This is a genomic window from Rhizobium altiplani, from assembly GCF_001542405.1.
Classification (GTDB): domain Bacteria; phylum Pseudomonadota; class Alphaproteobacteria; order Rhizobiales; family Rhizobiaceae; genus Rhizobium; species Rhizobium altiplani.
The window spans coordinates 128,873-147,893 of sequence record NZ_LNCD01000145.1; the positions used below are offsets into that span (position 1 = coordinate 128,873).

The following is a 19,021-nucleotide window of genomic DNA, read 5'->3' on the forward strand; positions in this document are numbered from 1 at the left end:
ATGGCCCTGATCAACCTGCCGGACTTCTCCGGCGAGCTCCTCTCAGAGTTTGCGGCGCGAAAGACGGAGCGGGTAGATACGCCCGTCATCCAGCCGGCCGAACCATTTCTTGACATCGCCGGCGAGGATCTTCGCCGGCGCATTTTCATGACCGAAAGCGAGACGGGCGCCAGCCTTTGCCTGCGGCCGGAGTTCACGATCCCCGTCTGCCTGCGCCACATCGAGAGCGCGACCGGCACGCCGAAGCGCTATTCCTATCTCGGCGAAGTTTTCCGCCAGCGGCGTGAAGGCGGCAACGAGTTCTATCAAGCCGGGATCGAGGATCTTGGCGATATCAATATTGCCGCTGCCGACGCGCGTGCGATCGGCGATGCGATCGGCGTGCTGGAGCGCGTCGTTCCTGGCAAGCGTCTTGCGGTGACACTCGGCGATCAGGCTGTCTTCGAAGCAGTGGTGCAGGCGCTTGGCCTGCCGCTCGGCTGGCAGAAGCGCCTGATCCATGCCTTCGGCAACATGAGCCAGCTCGAAGCTCTGCTGGCAAGCCTCGTCAGCCCTCAGTTCGTAACTGGATTGAGTGACGAGATGGCGCATCTGATTGCCGCCGACGATGAAGCAGCACTTGTTGCTCACATAGATGCGACGATGCAGGCGACGGGCTATTCGACGAATGCCAGCCGTTCGCCGCTCGAAATCGCGCGCCGTCTGAAGGAAAAGCTGATCCTCTCCGAAACGCGCCTCGATGATGCGGCCTTCCGCGTGCTGGAAGAATTCCTGTCGCTGAACGTACCGCTGATCAATGCTTCGGCGGCCTTGGCCGGTTTTGCCGATGCCGCGGGCCTCAAGCTCGGCAACGCGCTGGCGCGTTTCGACGGCCGCGTGGCCGCTCTGGCCAATGCCGGCGTCGATTTGGCGCTGATCGATTACCGCGCAGCCTTCGGGCGTCCGCTGGATTACTACACCGGCCTGGTTTTCGAGATCGGCGTCCTGGGCACGTCGGCGGTTCTCGCCGGTGGGGGTCGTTTCGATCGCCTGATGACCTTCCTGGGCGCCAAGGAACGCATTCCCGCCGTCGGCTTCTCGCTCTGGCTGGATCGCATCGAAGCCGAGAGGGCCGTATGATGACGATTACCATCGCATTGCCCTCCAAGGGTCGGATGAAGGACGATGCCTCGGCGATCTTCGAACGCGCCGGGATCAGGATCACCGCTGTCGGCAACGATCGCTCCTATCGCGGACGCGTCGAAGGTTGGGACGACGTCGAAGTTGCCTTCCTTTCCGCCTCCGAGATTTCCCGTGAACTCGGCAGCGGCACCGTCGATTTCGGTGTCACCGGCGAAGACCTTGTCCGCGAGGGCCTGGCGGAGGCGGACAAGCGCGTCGAGATCTGCGCGCGTCTCGGTTTCGGCCATGCCGATGTCGTGGTTGCCGTTCCTGAAATCTGGCTCGACGTCGACACTATGGCCGATCTCGGCGATGTTGCTTCCGACTTTCGCGCCCGTCACGGCCGGCGCCTGGCGATTGCCACGAAATACTGGCGGCTGACGCAGCAATTCTTCTCCAGCCAGCACGGCATCCAGCTCTACCGGATCGTCGAAAGCCTTGGGGCAACGGAAGGGGCTCCTGCCTCGGGATCGGCCGATATCATCGTCGACATCACCTCGACTGGTTCGACTCTTCGCGCGAACAACCTGAAGATCTTGTCCGACGGCGTCATCCTTCGCTCCCAGGCCTGCTTCGTCAGGGCACGCAAGGAAAGCCACGCGAACGACGCGACCGTTCAGCGGCTGATCGACGCCGTTCGCTCGGCACTCTGACCATCGCCAAATCAACACACGAAAAAACCCGCCGTCTGGTGACGGCGGGTTTTTCCTGCTTGGGAGAATGCTTGATCGCTTAGGCGACTGCGTAGGCGCCGCGGCGTGCGTCGAGCGAGTAGAGGCCCGGGCCGACAATGGCGAGGAAGATGTAAGCGCCGGCCAGCGTGAAGTTCTTCATGACCATGATCTGGTTCAGGGCGTTGATCCAGCCGAGAGCGGCAGCCGGGAAATCCGGAACGTTGACCGTCGGCAGGTGGAAGACGACAGCGGTGAAGATACAAAAGGCGGCGAGCAGCCAGCCGACGATCTTCGTCTGGTAGCCGACGAGAACCGCGAGGCCAGTCACAAATTCAAAGGCGCCTGCGAGATAGGTCAGGGCAGTCGACGCCGGAAGACCAGCACCGGCGATCATGCCAGCGGTTCCAGCCGGATCGGTCAGCTTGCCGAAGCCGGCAAGTATGAACATGAACGACAAGAGTACGCGAGCGACAAAAATGACAATATTGTTGGTATTCGACATGAACGTTGTCTCCGTTGAATGGCGTTTGAGGTTGTTGTGCCCCGGCACGGTTGCAACCTCGGATGCCACTTTGTCGCCTTTTTTTGCTGTTGTGGAAAGATAGACGGAAGGGGACACTTCGTTCTCTATTATTGAACGACCGATCTCGGCGAAGTCGGCTTGCCATCGATGGTGCGCCTCTTTTATGGTCGGCCGCCCAAGATGGAGACCCCGATGGCAGATCTTTCCGCATTTCCGATCACGACGCGCTGGCCAGCAGCGAACCCGGACATCATCCAGCTTTACTCGTTGCCAACCCCGAACGGCGTGAAGATATCGATTGCGCTTGAAGAGCTTGGCTTGTCCTATGAACCGCATCTGATCTCGTTCAGCACGAACGACCAGAAGTCGCCGGAATTCGTATCGCTCAATCCCAATGGCCGCATCCCGGCAATCATCGATCCCAATGGCCCCGATGGAAAGCCGATCGGCATTTTCGAATCCGGTGCCATCCTGCTCTATTTGGCAGAGAAGACAGGCAAACTCATTCCATCAGATACAGCCGGGCGCTACGAGACGATCCAGTGGGTCTTCTTCCAGATGGCCGGTATCGGACCGATGTTCGGACAGTTCGGGCACTTCTACAAATTCGCGGCCGATAAGGTTGCCAACAACTCGTATCCGATGGAGCGCTACCGCGACGAATCAAAGCGGCTGCTGAGCGTACTGGAAGCACGCCTCCAGGGTCGCCAATGGATCATGGGCGATCTCTACACGATCGCCGATATCGCCACCTTCCCGTGGCTCCGCGGTGCCGACATCTTCTACGGCGGGCGTGAGGTGTTGGACTATAAGAGCTTCCCGGCCGTGATGGACTGGCTAGAGCGCTGCATCGCCCGGCCGGCCTCGGAAAAGGGATTGAATATCCCGGCACGGCCTGCGTAAATCTGAGGCAAATATGCAAAAAAGCCGGTCCAAAAGGCCGGCTTTTTTCATGTGCGGGAGCGTCTATTGGCGCCTGGCAAACTCGCCGCCGGTATTCGTCTTGAAACGAGGGAAGATGAAAACACCGAGCATGCTGCCGTGATTAGCATCGTCGTGGCCGTTCGACTCGCCCATGCAGAACAACGGCTGACGGAAGCCATTCGACATCATGATGGTGGTCGAGAAACAGAAGGATGAGGAGAGCGTCGCAGCCTGCTCGAAGAGTTCCAGGATGTGATCGTGATCCTTCGGATCGTAGCAGCGCATGAGGCTCAGAAGCCCGCATTCCCGCGCCGGGAGTCCGTGCAGCAGGGCGCTCCATTCCTTGAGGCGGATCACGCCGCTGGACAGGTCTCCGACCCAGGTTTCCGAAATGGAAAACTGCGCCAGCATTTCAGGATCATGATTGCTGATATCCAGTGAGCCCGGCATAAGCGGTGCCGCGGCGTTGGTTCTCGCGATTTTGAACAAATTTTTCCCCAGCTTAGGTGCGGCTTCCCCCGCCGCACGTCCGGCAAAAATGAGCAGGTTCATGTTGCACCGCGCATCATGCTCGGGCGACCGGGAAATGGGGTCTGGATTGCCGGTTCTTCTCACGGAACCGCTTCCAATTTCACGGGGGCGTTACTCAACTTCTAATATATTTTTCGGGAAGGGGTTGTCCCGAATCCTACGTCGCATTCTCGTGGTCAGGATCGATGCGCATCGTGACCCATCGGCTGATGACACGCGCCGAATGCGAGGGGATTTATAGGCACTTTCATGCAAACGGCAATCCGCTTTTTGCATAATGCCGGTCGCTACTGTGAGTGGAAAAACAACCGTAAAAGTATGGGGGACGCGAAAAAGAGCAAAAAAATGCGCAGCTGCCGAAGTGCAACCGGTTTCAATGCTCTCCTGAGCTCTGAAATGTGCATAAAATTGCAGCGAACGGATAACACAGCTTTTGGAAGAAATAATGCAGGCTCACAAGCTCTGCGAAAGCTTCGCCGAATGCGAGGCGCATTCAGATATGCGGTTAAACGTTTCACCTGACGATTGAAAAAGCTCACCTGGCGAATCATGCGCCGGAACGAAAAAGGGCGGTCCGAAGACCGCCCTTCCTATTCCGGGAAAACCAGGAGATAGATCGGTGAAGCTTTATGGACGCTTCAGCGATAGGCTTTCGCCTATCACATCATGTCCATGCCGCCCATGCCGCCCATGCCGCCCGGCATGCCAGCCGGAGCGTCCTTCTTCGGGAGCTCGGCGATCATGGCTTCGGTGGTGATCAGCAGCGAAGCAACCGAAGCTGCGTCTTGCAGAGCCGTGCGAACAACCTTGACCGGGTCGACGATACCCATGGCGATCATGTCGCCGTATTCGCCGGTCTGGGCGTTGTAACCGAAGTTGTCCTGACCCTTCTCGAGGATCTTGCCAACAACGATCGATGCTTCGTCACCAGCGTTCTCGGCGATCTGACGGGCCGGAGCCTGCAGAGCGCGGCGAACGATGTTGATGCCAGCTTCCTGGTCGTCGTTCTCGCCCTTGACGGAGATCTTGGCGGAGGAACGCAGCAGGGCAACGCCGCCGCCCGGTACGATACCTTCCTGAACAGCAGCGCGCGTCGCGTTGAGCGCGTCGTCGATGCGGTCCTTCTTTTCCTTCACTTCGACTTCCGTCGAACCGCCGACGCGGATGACTGCAACGCCACCAGCGAGCTTAGCAAGACGCTCCTGCAGCTTTTCGCGGTCGTAGTCGGAGGTGGTTTCTTCGATCTGGGCCTTGATCTGGGCAACGCGGCCTTCGATGTCGGACTTGGCGCCCGAACCGTCGACGATCGTCGTATTTTCCTTGGAGATCGAAACCTTCTTGGCGCGGCCGAGCATGTCGAGGGTAACCGACTCGAGCTTGATGCCGAGGTCTTCGGAGATGACAGTGCCGCCCGTGAGGATCGCGATGTCTTCGAGCATGGCCTTGCGGCGATCGCCGAAGCCAGGAGCCTTGACAGCAGCAATCTTCAGGCCGCCACGCAGCTTGTTGACGACGAGCGTAGCAAGAGCTTCGCCTTCGACGTCTTCAGCGATGATGAGGAGCGGCTTGCCGGTCTGAACGACAGCTTCGAGAACCGGGAGCATGGCCTGGAGGTTCGAGAGCTTCTTCTCGTGCAGGAGGATGAAGGCGTCTTCGAGATCAGCGATCATCTTTTCCGGGTTGGTGACGAAGTACGGGCTGAGGTAGCCGCGGTCGAACTGCATGCCTTCGACGACTTCGAGTTCGGTTTCAGCGGTCTTGGCTTCTTCGACGGTGATAACGCCTTCGTTGCCGACCTTCTGCATTGCTTCAGCAATGTCGAGACCGATCTGCTTTTCGCCGTTTGCGGAGATCGTGCCGACCTGGGCAACTTCTTCCGAGGTGTTGATCTTCTTGGCCTTGGCCTGGAGATCCTTCACGACTTCAGCAACAGCGAGGTCAATGCCGCGCTTCAGGTCCATCGGGTTCATGCCGGCTGCAACAGCCTTGGCGCCTTCGCGAACGATCGCCTGAGCGAGAACCGTTGCGGTCGTCGTGCCGTCGCCGGCGATGTCGTTGGTCTTCGAAGCAACTTCGCGGACCATCTGGGCGCCCATGTTTTCGAACTTGTCTTCCAGTTCGATTTCCTTGGCGACCGAAACGCCGTCCTTGGTGATGCGCGGAGCGCCGAAGGACTTGTCGATGATGACGTTACGACCCTTCGGGCCGAGCGTTACCTTCACTGCGTCAGCGAGAATGTCGACGCCACGCAGCATCTTTTCGCGCGCGGTGCGGCCGAACTTGATTTCTTTAGCTGCCATGATTGAAACTCCTGAATTCGAGTTGTCCGGGCTTTGGGCCCGTAGCTAAAATCGGAAAGGGGAAAAACGGCTGATTAGCCGATGATGCCCATGATGTCGGCTTCCTTCATGATCAGAAGGTCTTCGCCGTTGATCTTGACTTCAGTGCCGGACCACTTGCCGAACAGAACGCGATCGCCAGCCTTGACGTCGAGAGCGACGACCTTGCCGGACTCGTCACGAGCGCCGGAACCGACGGCGACGATTTCGCCTTCCTGCGGCTTTTCCTTGGCGGTGTCGGGAATGATGATGCCGCCCTTGGTCTTTTCTTCGGACTCAACGCGACGGACAACGACGCGATCGTGAAGGGGGCGGAAATTGGTGCTTGCCATTGTCTAATCCCTCGATCAAATGACACTAGCAGGCCGAGAGCGGCCCGCACGGATGGGTGTTAGCACTCGTGCTTGGTGAGTGCTAGCGAGGCAGCATTTAGGAGTGGCCCAACGGGGAGTCAAGAACGGCCGCAATTTTTCTTCGCCGTCCTCACAAACAGCCATAACAGCAAATCCTTGTCGGAAGTGCGACAGGCTGCGTTCTCTCCGAGATTTCCGAACGTCCTGAAGCTGGAGAGCTTTTGTATCCCCGGAACGTTTGCGGCACCCGCGGGGCGAGTAGCGTCAGGATTGCCGCGCATACACGCCGATGGTATCGAGCAGCTTGGGGCAGGGGGCGGCAACCGTGAACAAAACGATCGCGGCGGACGAAATCATAGCGGTACCGACACTTGGGGAGGCGGCGCGTGTATGGGCGCGCATCGGCTGCTTGGGCTTCGGCGGGCCGGCCGGTCAGATCGCCCTGATGCACACGACGATTGTCGATGAGAAGCGCTGGATTTCCGAGGAGCGCTTCCTGCACGGATTGAATTTCTGCATGCTGCTGCCTGGCCCGGAGGCTCAGCAACTGGCCACCTATATCGGCTGGCTGATGCACGGCGTGCGCGGCGGCCTCATTGCCGGCTTGTTGTTTGTATTGCCGGGCTTCCTTGTCATCCTGATGCTGTCGAGCCTCTACGCCGTCTTTCAGGAGGCCGCGTGGCTTCCCGCTCTTTTCTTCGGAGTAAAGGCTGCCGTTTTGGCAATCGTCATCGAGGCCTTGCTCCGGGTGGGGCGCCGAGCGCTGAGGGAGCGCTTTCATTATTATGTGGCCGGAGCGTCGTTCCTGGCTCTCTTCTTCCTGAACTTGCCGTTTCCTCTGGTTATCATCCTGGCCGGAGCAGCAGGCTTGTTATGGATGAAGTATTCCAAGCGTCGATTGGCAGCGCCGGTCTTGCCGCAAGCCTCTTCGCGCACGCATTTTCCCGAGGTTACGACGCATGTGATCGCAAGGCCTCTTGTGGTGCTCGTGTTCTGGATCCTTGTCTGGCAGTCGCCACTCATTTTCATTCGCGGCCTCGATGTACCGACGGACCTGATCGCCGAAACCCTGAGCGGCGAAACCAATGTTTTCGGCGCGGTCTTCATCTTCTTCTCCAAGATGGCCGTCATCACCTTCGGAGGCGCGTACGCCGTCCTCTCCTATGTCGGCCAGGTCGCCGTCGGCCATTACGCCTGGCTTCAGCCGGCCGAGATACTCGATGGACTGGCACTTGCCGAGACGACGCCCGGGCCACTTGTTCTTGTTCTCTGTTTTGTCGGATTTCTCGCCGGCTATCGCAACCCGCTCGCCATGGCGCCGCTTGCCGGGGGCTTCCTTGGCGCCTTCCTCGCCGCCTGGGCGACCTTCGTGCCGAGCTTCATCTGGATCTTCGCCGGGGCTCCCTACATCGAGAAGCTGCGCAGCAACGAAAACCTCTCGTCGGCCCTTTCGGCGATCACCGCGGCGGTAGTCGGCGTCATCCTCAACCTTGCCCTTTGGTTCGGTCTGCACGTGCTCTTCGCCGAAGTTGGCCGTGCCGCACTCCTGTCCGGGAAAACCGGTCTGCCAATCGTCAGCGTCGCATGGCCGGAGTGGCGGACCCTCGATATCGCGGCGCTTGGGATCTTTGTAATGGCGTGCGTGATGCTCTTCCGATTCGAGAAGGGCCTCCTGACGATACTTGCTGTGTCGACTGCCGCAGGCCTGCTAATCAAAACGGGCGAGGCCCTTCTCTAATCGACGGGCACAGTTTTTTGCCGTTGCTCACTGCAAAATGCCTTGCCATCCCGGCATGCCTTTGCGATGTCACCTTGACTTAACGACAGCGGGAAATCGGAATGGCCAAGCGGATCGAGAACTTTGCAGAAATCACCAGCCACTACGACGCGGTGTTCTGCGATGTCTGGGGCGTCTTGCACAATGGAGTCGATCCCTTTCCCAAGGCGGCTGCGGCGCTGGAAGCAGCGCGCGGCGAGGGGCTAACCGTCGTTCTCATCACCAATTCGCCGCGCATCGCTCCGCAGGTCGTGACGCAGCTTCGCCAGATCGGCATCCAGGATGGCGCCTATGACCGCATCGTCACATCGGGCGACGTCACGCGGGGCCTGATCGCCGAGGGTCCGAAGAAGGTATTTCTGCTTGGACCGGATCGCGACGAGGCGATCATCGAGGGCCTTGGTGTCGAGCGCGTCGAGGCCAAGGATGCGGACTCGGTCGTCTGCACGGGCTTCTTCGACGACGAAACCGAGACCCCGGAAGACTACACCAAGTTGCTGAAGGCATTTCAGGCGCGTGGCGTGCCGATGATCTGTGCCAATCCCGATCTGGTTGTCGAGCGCGGCCACAAGATCATCCCCTGCGCCGGCGCGATGGCGGCGTATTACAATCAGCTCGGTGGCCAAACGCGCATTGCCGGCAAGCCGCACAAGCCGATCTACGAGGCCGTGCTATCTGCCGCCCGCGAAGCCCACGGGGACTTTCCGCTGAACCGTGTGCTTGCGATCGGAGACGGTATGCCGACCGATGTTCGCGGCGCTCTCGATTACGGGCTTGATCTCCTCTATATCAGCGGCGGCATCCACGCGACGGAATATACGCTGAATGGAGTGACCGACGAGGCGGTCCTCACCGCCTATCTGGAGCGCGAAAGAGCGACGCCGATGTGGTGGATGCCCCGCCTCGCATAACGAGCCTCGCAAGAGAAAAGCCAGCCGATGACCGTTTTTCACCGCAACGAAACCCGCGAACCCCTGCCGGCCCATCTGCATGGCGGCGTGATTGCCATCGGCAACTTCGACGGTGTGCATCGGGGCCATCAGTCCGTGCTCAACCGGGCCTTGGAGATATCGAGGCAGCGGGGCATTCCGGCACTGGTCCTGACGTTTGAGCCACATCCCCGCACTGTCTTCCGCCCGGAGCAGCCGGTCTTTCGCTTGACGCCGGCGCCGCTCAAGGCGCGCATCCTCGAAGCGATCGGCTTCAATGCCGTCATCGAATATCCCTTCGACCGGGAGTTCTCACAGCGCTCGGCGGACGATTTCATCCATTCGATCCTCAAGGATTGGCTCAGCGCATCCGAGGTCGTGACCGGCTTCAACTTTCATTTCGGCCGCAGCCGGGAAGGCGGCCCGGCCTTCCTGATGGATGCCGGCCAGAAATACGGCTTTGGCGTGACGCTGATCGACGCGTTTCGTGACGAGAATACCGACGTCGTCTCCTCGAGCCACGTTCGCGAATTGCTGAGGGATGGCAATGTCAGCGAGGCGGCGGCGATGCTCGGCTATCACTATACGGTGGAAGCGGAAGTCATCGGCGGCGAGAAGCTTGGCCGTCAGCTCGGCTTTCCGACCGCGAATATGCGGTTGCCCGCCGAAGCAGACATTCAGGCGGGCATCTATGCCGTGCGCTTCCGCCTTGCCGATGGCACGCTCTATGATGGTGTCGCCAGCTACGGTCGCCGACCGACGGTCACCGACAATGGCGCGCCACTGCTCGAAACGTATCTCTTCGATTTCAGCGGCGACCTCTACGGGCAGCTCTGCTCCGTGTCCTTCCTCGGCTATCTGCGCCCGGAACTGAAGTTCGATGGCCTCGACCCCCTCGTGGAGCAGATGAACCGCGACAAGGAGGAGGCGAGTGCGCTGCTGACAGGCGTACAGCCGCTCGGCGAGCTCGACCGCAAGATCTGCTTCGCCTGAAGGTTCAGACGCTTTCGAAAATTGCGGCCCTTTCGGGACGACGGCCGTTGCCGTGTGGGGGCAGGGGTCTATGTCATCTGTTTGATTAGACGCGGATTCGCTGCGCCCCCAAGCACCGAAAGGCAATCATCAAATGGATAAAAGGTTTGGAACAGCAGCCTGCTGGCTGCTCATCATTCCCTATATCGGGCTCCTTTGGGTTCCCTTCTACAACTTTCACGACCCGGTTCTCTTCGGTTTCCCATTCTTCTACTGGTATCAGCTCGCCTGGGTGCCGGTTACCGCTTTCCTGACCTGGATCGCCTACCGGAGCATGCGCAATGACGACTGAACTCAACACCACCGCGCTTGCCGTCTTCGTTTTCTTCTTCGTGCTCGTCACGGTGATGGGGTTTGTCGCCACCCACTGGCGAAGGCCGAAGACGCTTGCCCATATCGACGAGTGGGGCCTTGGTGGCCGCAGCTTCGGCATCTGGATCACCTGGTTTCTGGTCGGCGGCGACTTCTACACTGCCTACACGGTCATCGCTGTTCCGGCGCTGGTCTATACGGTTGGCGCCTACGGTTTCTTCGCGCTGCCCTACACCATTATTGTCTATCCCTTCGTCTTCATGGTCATGCCGCTCCTTTGGCAGCGGGCGAAAGACTTCGGCTACGTGACCGCCGGTGACGTGGTTCACGGCCAATTTGGTTCGCGCGGGCTGGAGCTTGCCGTCGCTGTAACCGGTGTCATCGCCACGATGCCATACATCGCGCTGCAGCTCGTCGGCATGACCGCCGCGCTGAAGGCGCTGGGGCTGCATGGCGAGGTACCGCTGGCGATCGCCTTCATTGTGCTGGCGCTCTACACCTATTCGGCCGGCCTGCGGGCGCCGGCATTGATCGCCTTCGTCAAGGATATCATGATCTACATCGTGGTGATCGCCGCCGTGGCGCTCATTCCCTCGAAGCTTGGCGGCTATGCCAATGTCTTTGCTGCCGCTGATGCCGCGTTCCAGGCAAAGGGCTCCGGCAGCCTGCTTCTTCAGCCCAACCAGTATGTCGCCTATGCGACGCTGGCCCTCGGCTCGGCGCTTGCGGCCTTCATGTATCCGCATACGCTGACTGGCATCTTCGCCTCCAACAGCGGCAACACCATCCGCAAGAATGCTGCGTTGCTGCCGGCCTATACACTGCTGCTCGGCCTTCTGGCACTGCTCGGCTACATGGGACATGCCGCAGGCTTGAAGCTGGACAACGCCAACGATGTCGTGCCGGCGCTCTTCCAGACGCTGTTCCCGAGTTGGTTCGCGGGCTTCGCCTTCGCGGCGATTGCGATCGGCGCGCTGGTACCGGCGGCGGTGATGAGCATCGGCGCGTCCAACCTCTTCACCCGCAATTTCTGGAAGGCCTATGTCAATCCTCAGGTGACGGATGCCGGCGAGGCAAAGGTCGCGAAGGTGACGTCGCTCGTCGTCAAGGTCGGCGCGCTTCTTGTCATCCTTTTCCTGCCGACCCAATTCGCGCTCGACCTTCAGCTTCTCGGCGGCGTCTGGATCCTCCAGACGTTTCCGGCGCTGGTCTTCGGCCTCTACACCAATTGGTTCCGCGCGCCCGGTCTGATCGCGGGCTGGTTCGTCGGCTTCGTCGGTGGCACGCTCTTCGTCTGGATCAACGGCCTGAAACCGCTGCAGCCTGTCACGATCGGAGAGACCTCGTTCACCGTCTATATCGGCCTGCTGGCATTGGCGTTGAACGTCATCGTCGCCGTCATCGTCAACGTGCTGATCCCGGCAAAAGTGACGGCGCGCGCCTGATCGTCCCCCGAAAACAGAAGCCGCGGGCGGGCAAGTTCGCGGCTTTTCCATGCGATGACCTCATGGAATCCCTCTTCCTTTTCCCTGCAAAAGCGCCTATGAACCGGCGCGATGAACAAGTTCCGGCTGGCGATCACGATACGAATTATCGGCCCGGCCTTCCGCGCGCGCTAAGCGGCCGGAAGGTCCGGGTTTTCGGCGCTTGGACGACGAGCGCCTCCGTCACCAATTTTCAAGCCCGTTGCGCCCGCTCCCGTGGCGCCTAGAGACGATTGCTAGACATGACCGATACAGCCGAAAAAGTTGACTATTCGAAGACCCTCTATCTGCCGGAAACAGACTTCCCGATGCGCGCCGGTCTGCCGCAGAAGGAGCCGGAAACCGTTGCCCGCTGGCAGCAGATGGGCCTCTACAAGAAGTTGCGCGCTTCCGCCGCCGGCCGCGAAAAATTCGTGCTCCACGATGGCCCTCCCTATGCCAACGGCAACATCCACATCGGCCACGCGCTGAACAAGATCCTCAAGGACGTCATCAACCGCTCGTTCCAGATGCGCGGTTTCGACGCCAACTACGTTCCCGGCTGGGACTGCCATGGCCTCCCGATCGAATGGAAGATCGAGGAAAAGTACCGCGAGAAGGGCAAGAACAAGGACGAGGTTCCGGTCAACGAATTCCGCCAGGAATGCCGTGACTTTGCCGCCAGCTGGATCAAGGTGCAGTCGGAAGAATTCAAGCGCCTAGGCATCGAGGGAGACTTCGACAACCCCTACACCACGATGAACTTCCACGCTGAATCGCGCATCGCCGGCGAACTGCTGAAGATCGCGAAGTCCGGCCAGCTCTATCGCGGCTCCAAGCCGATCATGTGGTCGGTCGTCGAGCGCACGGCGCTCGCGGAAGCCGAAGTCGAATACGCCGATGTCGAAAGCGACATGATCTGGGTGAAGTTCCCGGTGGCTGACGGCCCCAACGAACTCAAGGACGCCTTCGTGGTGATCTGGACGACGACGCCGTGGACGATCCCGGGCAACCGCGCGATCGCCTATTCCTCGCGGTATAGCTACGGCCTCTACGAGGTCGAAACGGCCGAGAACGACTTCGGACCGCAGCCCGGTGAACGGTTGATCTTCGCCAAGCGTCTCGCAGAAGAGTCGGCCGCGAAGGCGAAGGTGACCCTCAAGTTCGTCCGCGATGTCGCGGCGGCGGAATTTGCCGCGATCACCTGCGCACACCCTCTGCATGGCCTTGGCGGTGGCTATCACTTTGAAGTGCCGCTCCTCGACGGCGACCATGTCACCGACGAGACGGGCACCGGCTTCGTCCACACCGCGCCGAGCCATGGTCGCGAAGACTTTGACGCCTGGATGGACAACGCCCGGGCACTCGAAGCGCGCGGCATTTCGTCCGCGATCCCGTTCCCGGTCGACGATGCCGGCTTCTTCACGGCCGACGCGCCCGGCTTCGGTCCGGACGCCGAGGGCGGTGCTGCTCGCGTCATCGACGACAAGGGCAAGAAGGGCGATGCCAACGAGCGTGTCATCAAGGGGCTGATCGGTCGCCATGCGCTGTTTGCGCGCGGCCGCCTCAAGCACTCCTATCCGCATTCCTGGCGTTCGAAGAAGCCGGTCATCTTTCGCAACACGCCGCAGTGGTTTGTCTACATGGACAAGGAACTCGGCGACGGCTCGACGCTGCGTTCGCGCGCATTGAACGCGATCGACGCAACCCGCTTTGTGCCGGGAGCCGGCCAGAACCGCCTGCGCGCCATGATCGAACAGCGGCCCGATTGGGTCCTGTCGCGTCAGCGCGCCTGGGGCGTGCCGATCTGCCTGTTCGTCGATGATGACGGCGGCATCCTGCAGGATGATGCCGTCAACGCCCGCATCCTGAAAGCCTTCGAGAACGAGGGCGCCGATGCCTGGTTCGCCAATGGTGCTCGCGAGCGCTTCCTGGGCGAGAAGGCGAATCAGCCCTGGACGCAGGTGATGGACATCCTCGATGTCTGGTTTGACTCGGGCTCGACCCACACCTTCACGCTGGAAGATCGTCCCGACCTGAAATGGCCGGCCGATGTCTATCTCGAGGGATCGGACCAGCACCGTGGCTGGTTCCACTCGTCACTGCTGGAAAGCTGCGCGACGCGCGGCCGTGCGCCTTACAATGCCGTCGTCACCCATGGCTTCACCATGGATGAGAAGGGCGAAAAGATGTCGAAGTCCAAGGGCAACACCGTCACCCCGCAGGAGGTGATGAAGGATGCCGGCGCAGACATCCTGCGTCTTTGGGTCATGACGACGGACTATTGGGAAGACCAGCGCCTCGGCAAGGCGATCATTCAGACGAATATCGACGCCTATCGCAAGCTGCGCAACACGATCCGCTGGATGCTCGGCACGCTGGCACACGACAAGGGCGAGGTTATTGCGCTTGCCGATCTGCCGGAACTCGAGCAGCTGATGCTGCATCGTCTGGCGGAACTCGATCAGCTCGTCCGCGAAAGCTACGACGCCTTCGAGTTCAAGAAGATTGCCCGCGCGCTCATCGACTTCGCCAACGTCGAGCTGTCGGCCTTCTACTTCGACGTCCGCAAGGATGCGCTCTACTGTGATGCGCCGTCGAGCCTGCGCCGTCGTTCGGCCCTGCATGTCATTCGCACCATCTTCGAATGCATGGTGACCTGGCTGGCGCCGATGCTGCCGTTTACGACGGAAGAGGCCTGGCTGTCGCGCAATTCTTCGGCTGTATCGGTTCACCTCGAGCTGTTCCCGACCATTCCGGCCGAATGGAAGAACGAGGCACTCGCCGAGAAGTGGAAGAAGATCCGCGCCGTTCGTACGGTCGTTACCGGCGCGTTGGAAATCGAGCGCAAGGACAAGCGCATCGGCTCTTCGCTGGAGGCTGCCCCGGTTGTCCACGTCGCCGATGCGGAGCTCCTGAAGGCACTTGAGGGTCAGGACTTCGAGGAAATCTGCATCACTTCGGGCATCGTCGTAGACAGCGCCGAAGGACCGGCAGATGCCTTCCGTCTACTCGAGGTTTCAGGTGTCAGCGTCGAGCCGAAACTGGCCGAAGGCACCAAGTGCGCTCGCTCCTGGCGGATCACCACGGATGTCGGCTCCGACCCCGCCTATCCGGACGTCTCGGCCCGTGATGCGGCTGCATTGCGCGAACTATCGGTGCAAAACTGAAGAATATTGCCGGGTGAATTGCCTAACGGTGGTTCATCCGGTAAAAGCTGCCTGAAAATGGCCGGATTTTTGCGTCAGGGGGACGATTGTCCGGTAGGGCGAAGATTGCACCGGCATGGCTGGAAGGGTTTTCATGTTATCAACGCGTTGGTTCCGTTTGGGCGTCTGCCTGACCGTCGCCGTGGCAGGCGGCTCGCTGATTTCCGGCTGCGTGGGGAGCCCGCGCTACGGAACAGACAAGACCGCCATGGAACAGCTGACCGACGACATTGGTCAGTCCGTTTCTCTCACCGGCGACGGTCCGAAGAACAAGGGCGTCAAGTACAGCGCTCGTCCGGGCCTCGTTCTGCCGTCCGCAGCAGCCAAGCAAACCCTCGCCGAGCCGCAGCAGACCATCGCCAGCAAGGACAATCCGCAGTGGATCGAATCCCCGGAAGAAACGCGCGCCCGTCTGGTCAAGGAAGCTGACGAAAACAGCGACAACCCGAACTATCGCTCGCCGCTCGCAAGCGACAAGGTTGAAGGTGGTCGGCAAACGACTGAGGCCCAGACCAAGGCTTATCGCGAGGCTCGCGCCGCCCAGAAGGGTACCTATACAGATCGCCGCTACATCTCGGATCCGCCAACCGAATATCGCGCGGTCGACGATCCGGCAAAGCTGGACGATCTCGGCGAACCGGAGCTGAAGAAGGCGAAGAAGAAGAAAAAGGAAGCTGCGATCGCCGGTACCGGCAAGCAGTGGTGGAATTTCCTCCAGTAAGGTTTCAAGCGGGGCAGTCAGCCCCGCTTTGCTTTTGCCCACCTGTCAATCAGCAAGGCGTCCAGAAACTGGCAGGCTAGGAAGATCCTGCGGGCGGCCCGATCTTCGTGCTCCTGTTACGGCATATCCCGCTTCTGCGCGAAGAATGTCCGAAGGATTTCGGCGGATGTCGTTTCCTGCAAGCCGGAATACACGTCCGGGGCGTGATGGCAGGTAGGTTGCTGGTAGAAGCGCACGCCGTTGTCGACGGCGCCACCCTTAGGGTCTTCCGCGCCATAATAGAGCCTGCGAATGCGCGCGAAGGATATGGCCGCCGCGCACATCGTACAGGGTTCCAGCGTGACGTAGAGGTCGGCGCCGGTCAGCCGTTCCTGACCAAGCTCTTCGCAAGCCATTCGAATGACGGCGACTTCGGCATGGGCGGTCACGTCGTTAAGCTCGCGCGTACGGTTGCCTGACGCGGCGACCACGGCCCCGTCAATCACCAGAACCGCTCCGATCGGCACCTCGCCGCGCTCTCGGGCGGCGCGGGCCTGGTCCAGCGCCAGCTCCATAAATTGATTTGTCTTCACGATCCGACAATTTCCACTTAACCGCAGGGGCGCGACCTGATAGGAAGGCCCGAAAAGGCAGGCAAACAACAAATGACATTCAAAGACAAGCCAAAACGGCCAGGCGGCAAGCCATCCCCGCGCAATGCCGGCCCAAAATCCGGTGCCAAGCCGGCAAAGGCGCTCGTCGAGACCGAGGCGGACGACGTCGCCGAGGGCGATGCCAAGGCCGAGCGCATCTCGAAAGTGATGGCGCGCGCCGGCGTCGCATCGCGCCGCGATATCGAGCGCATGATCATGGACGGCCGCGTCAAGCTGAACGGCAAGCTCCTCGACACGCCCGTCGTCAACGTCACCTTGGCCGACAAGATCGAGGTGGACGGCGTTCCGATCCGCGGGATCGAGCGCACACGACTCTGGCTTTATCACAAGCCCGCTGGCCTCGTGACCACCAACATGGACCCGGAGGGACGGCCGACGGTTTTCGATAACCTGCCGGAAGACCTGCCGCGCGTCATGTCGATTGGCCGCCTCGACATCAACACCGAGGGTCTGCTGCTTCTGACCAACGATGGTGGCCTCGCCCGCGCGCTGGAACTGCCGACGACGGGCTGGCTACGCCGCTACCGCGTGCGCGCCCACGGCGAGATCGACCAGGACGCGCTGGACAAGCTCAAGGACGGCATTGCCGTCGATGGTGTCCTCTACGGCGCAATCGAAGCGACCCTCGATCGCACGCAGGGCTCGAACGTCTGGCTCACCATGGGCCTGCGCGAAGGCAAAAACCGCGAAATCAAGAACGTGCTCGGCGCGCTCGGTCTCGACGTCAACCGTCTGATCCGCATTTCTTACGGCCCCTTCCAGCTCGGTGACCTGCCGGAGCGCGACGTCGTCGAAGTGCGTGGCCGCACCTTGCGCGACCAGCTCGGCCCGCGCCTGATCGAGGACGCGAAGGCCAATTTCGACGCGCCGATCTACAACACGCCTGCTGTTGTTGCCGAGGAAGAGCCGGAAGCGAAGCCGGAGCGCCGCGAACGCCCCCGCAAGCCTGAGGACAAGCGCGAGCGTGCGCTGAGCCGCCTCGACACCAAGCGGGACGACCGCCGTGATGACCGTCGCGATGGTGGCCGCATGGACGATGATCGCCCGAAGCGCCCCGCGCTCGGCAGCCGCCGCAACGCCAATGTCTGGATGGCGCCGGGCGCCCGACCGCTCGGCGAAAAGGCGGCCGCCAAGGCCGAGAAGAATGCGAAGACCGCCCGCAAACGCGGCGAGGCTCCGGGTTCCGCAAAGCCCGAGCGCTCGAGCCACGGCGACGACCGGCCGCGCGTTCAGATCAACCGCGCCCGCGATGACGAGGGCGAGTGGATCCGTTCCAGCGAGATCGTTCGCAAGCCGAAGGATGAAGGCGACGAGGGCTTCGGCCGGAAGCGCTCTTTCGGGGATCGTCCGGCTCGCGGTGAGCGGTCCTTTGGTGACCGCCCGGCGCGGGGCGAACGTTCGTTTGGCGACCGTCCCGCCCGCAGCGACAGACCGCACGGCGATCGCCCTTCGCGCGGCGACCGTCCCTTCGGTGACCGCCCTCGCGGGGATCGCAAGCCGCGCGAAGAGGGTGACGAGCGTCCGCGTTCATTTGGGGATCGTCCCCGTGGCGACCGCCCGTTTGGCGACAAGCCACGGGGCGATCGGCGCCCCCGCGCCGAGGGCGACGAGCGTCCTCGCGCCAAGAGCTTCTCGGGCGAGGCCCGTTCGGAGCGTCCGGCCGGCAAGTCCTTTGGTGACAAGCCGCGCGGCAAGAGCTTCGGCGGCAAACCCGGCGGCGGCAAGAATTTCTCCGGCAAGCCGAAGGGCGACAGGCCGGGCGGCGGTGGCAAGCCTTCGGGCGGGCCGTCGCGGGGTGGACCGAAAGGAAAGGGAATGACGCGCGGTGCGGATCGTCGGCGGTGAATTTCGCGGACGGCCGCTTGCCGTACCGAAGTCAAACGACATCCGGCCGACAGCCGACCGGACGCGTGAGAGCCTGTTCAATATTCTGAGCCATGCCTATCCGGAATGCGTCGACGGCACCCGGATACTGGATCTCTTTGCCGGCACCGGCGCCGTCGGCCTCGAAGCCGTCTCCCGCGGCTGCCGCCATGCGCTATTCGTCGAAAACAGTGTCGAGGGCAGGGGCCTGCTTTGGGAAAACATCGATGCGCTCGGCCTGCATGGCAGGACGCGCATCCTGAGGCGCGACGCGACCGATCTCGGCAGCGTCGGCAATCTCGAGCCGTTCCAGATGCTGTTTGCCGACCCGCCCTATGGCAAGGGTCTCGGCGAAAAGGCGATGGCCGCCGCCGCCAAGGGCGGTTGGCTGCAACCGGGCGCGATTGCGGTTCTTGAGGAACGCGCAGACGTTGCCGTTTCGGTCGATCCTTCCTATCTGTTTTTGGAAAACCGAACGTTCGGCGATACCAAGGTTCATTTCTTCCGCTATCAGCCCGAATAAGGGCTGAGGAAATCGGGGGCAGCGGTGCAGCAGG

17 protein-coding genes are annotated in these 19,021 nt (G+C 61.2%); 12 read left to right on the top strand and 5 right to left on the bottom strand.

Going from position 1 to position 19,021, the window contains the following annotated elements:
- The gene (locus tag AS026_RS37155; RefSeq protein ID WP_018116672.1) at positions 1 to 1,119 is read left to right on the top strand and encodes an ATP phosphoribosyltransferase regulatory subunit; all 1,119 of its coding nucleotides are present in this window, start codon (positions 1 to 3) and stop codon (positions 1,117 to 1,119) included.
- Positions 1,119 to 1,814 carry an ATP phosphoribosyltransferase gene (hisG, locus tag AS026_RS37160; protein ID WP_025659453.1) on the top strand — a complete coding sequence of 232 codons (696 nt, stop codon included), beginning with the start codon at positions 1,119 to 1,121 and terminating at the stop codon, positions 1,812 to 1,814. The genes AS026_RS37155 and hisG overlap by 1 nt, the downstream gene beginning before the upstream one ends.
- Before the next feature lie 79 nt (positions 1,815 to 1,893).
- On the opposite strand, the gene AS026_RS37165 is transcribed toward hisG, so the two are convergent.
- Entirely contained in the window at positions 1,894 to 2,337 is a 444-nt protein-coding gene (locus tag AS026_RS37165) for a DoxX family protein (protein WP_062376070.1), read from the bottom strand.
- A 213-nt stretch (positions 2,338 to 2,550) separates the two neighbouring features.
- On the opposite strand from AS026_RS37165, the gene AS026_RS37170 reads away from it, so the two are divergent.
- Positions 2,551 to 3,261: a glutathione binding-like protein gene (locus AS026_RS37170; protein WP_018856915.1), complete on the top strand. Its 711-nt coding sequence runs from the start codon at positions 2,551 to 2,553 to the stop codon at positions 3,259 to 3,261.
- A 63-nt stretch (positions 3,262 to 3,324) separates the two neighbouring features.
- On the opposite strand, the gene AS026_RS37175 is transcribed toward AS026_RS37170, so the two are convergent.
- The 3 genes from AS026_RS37175 to groES form a co-directional block, all read right to left on the bottom strand.
- Positions 3,325 to 3,771, bottom strand: coding sequence for a hypothetical protein (locus AS026_RS37175; RefSeq protein ID WP_041912288.1), 447 nt, complete (start codon positions 3,769 to 3,771; stop codon positions 3,325 to 3,327).
- A gap of 701 nt (positions 3,772 to 4,472) precedes the next feature.
- Entirely contained in the window at positions 4,473 to 6,113 is a 1,641-nt protein-coding gene (groL, locus tag AS026_RS37180; protein WP_018116667.1) for a chaperonin GroEL, read from the bottom strand.
- 74 nt (positions 6,114 to 6,187) lie between these two features.
- Positions 6,188 to 6,484, bottom strand: a complete 297-nt coding sequence (gene groES / locus AS026_RS37185) for a co-chaperone GroES (RefSeq protein ID WP_004675403.1) — start codon at positions 6,482 to 6,484, stop codon at positions 6,188 to 6,190.
- A 310-nt stretch (positions 6,485 to 6,794) separates the two neighbouring features.
- On the opposite strand from groES, the gene chrA reads away from it, so the two are divergent.
- The 7 genes from chrA to AS026_RS37225 all read left to right on the top strand — a co-directional run bounded on the left by chrA (position 6,795) and on the right by AS026_RS37225 (position 15,948).
- A complete protein-coding gene (gene chrA / locus AS026_RS37190; protein ID WP_062376038.1) occupies positions 6,795 to 8,243 on the top strand; it encodes a chromate efflux transporter in 1,449 nt (482 codons plus the stop codon).
- A 101-nt stretch (positions 8,244 to 8,344) separates the two neighbouring features.
- Positions 8,345 to 9,193, top strand: coding sequence for a TIGR01459 family HAD-type hydrolase (locus AS026_RS37195; protein ID WP_062376042.1), 849 nt, complete (start codon positions 8,345 to 8,347; stop codon positions 9,191 to 9,193).
- A gap of 27 nt (positions 9,194 to 9,220) precedes the next feature.
- A complete protein-coding gene (locus AS026_RS37200) occupies positions 9,221 to 10,204 on the top strand; it encodes a bifunctional riboflavin kinase/FAD synthetase (protein ID WP_025659448.1) in 984 nt (327 codons plus the stop codon).
- A 133-nt stretch (positions 10,205 to 10,337) separates the two neighbouring features.
- Positions 10,338 to 10,535 (top strand): DUF3311 domain-containing protein, encoded by a 198-nt coding sequence (locus AS026_RS37205; protein WP_018856919.1) that lies wholly within the window; start codon positions 10,338 to 10,340, stop codon positions 10,533 to 10,535.
- Positions 10,525 to 12,000: a monocarboxylate uptake permease MctP gene (gene mctP, locus AS026_RS37210; protein ID WP_025659447.1), complete on the top strand. Its 1,476-nt coding sequence runs from the start codon at positions 10,525 to 10,527 to the stop codon at positions 11,998 to 12,000. The genes AS026_RS37205 and mctP overlap by 11 nt, the downstream gene beginning before the upstream one ends.
- 281 nt (positions 12,001 to 12,281) lie before the next feature.
- Positions 12,282 to 15,188, top strand: coding sequence for an isoleucine--tRNA ligase (ileS, locus tag AS026_RS37220; RefSeq protein WP_025659446.1), 2,907 nt, complete (start codon positions 12,282 to 12,284; stop codon positions 15,186 to 15,188).
- Positions 15,189 to 15,321: 133 nt separating this feature from the next.
- A complete protein-coding gene (locus AS026_RS37225; protein WP_018856922.1) occupies positions 15,322 to 15,948 on the top strand; it encodes a hypothetical protein in 627 nt (208 codons plus the stop codon).
- Between the two features lie 116 nt (positions 15,949 to 16,064).
- Here the strand turns inward: AS026_RS37225 and AS026_RS37230 are convergent, their stop codons facing one another.
- Positions 16,065 to 16,502: a nucleoside deaminase gene (locus tag AS026_RS37230; RefSeq protein ID WP_025659444.1), complete on the bottom strand. Its 438-nt coding sequence runs from the start codon at positions 16,500 to 16,502 to the stop codon at positions 16,065 to 16,067.
- Between the two features lie 90 nt (positions 16,503 to 16,592).
- Here AS026_RS37230 and AS026_RS37235 point away from each other — a divergent pair, with 90 nt between their 5' ends.
- Both AS026_RS37235 and rsmD read left to right on the top strand, forming a co-directional pair.
- The gene (locus tag AS026_RS37235) at positions 16,593 to 18,446 is read left to right on the top strand and encodes a pseudouridine synthase (RefSeq protein ID WP_018856924.1); all 1,854 of its coding nucleotides are present in this window, start codon (positions 16,593 to 16,595) and stop codon (positions 18,444 to 18,446) included.
- A complete protein-coding gene (gene rsmD, locus AS026_RS37240) occupies positions 18,427 to 18,987 on the top strand; it encodes a 16S rRNA (guanine(966)-N(2))-methyltransferase RsmD (protein ID WP_018116136.1) in 561 nt (186 codons plus the stop codon). The genes AS026_RS37235 and rsmD overlap by 20 nt, the downstream gene beginning before the upstream one ends.
- Positions 18,988 to 19,021: the final 34 nt, after the last annotated feature.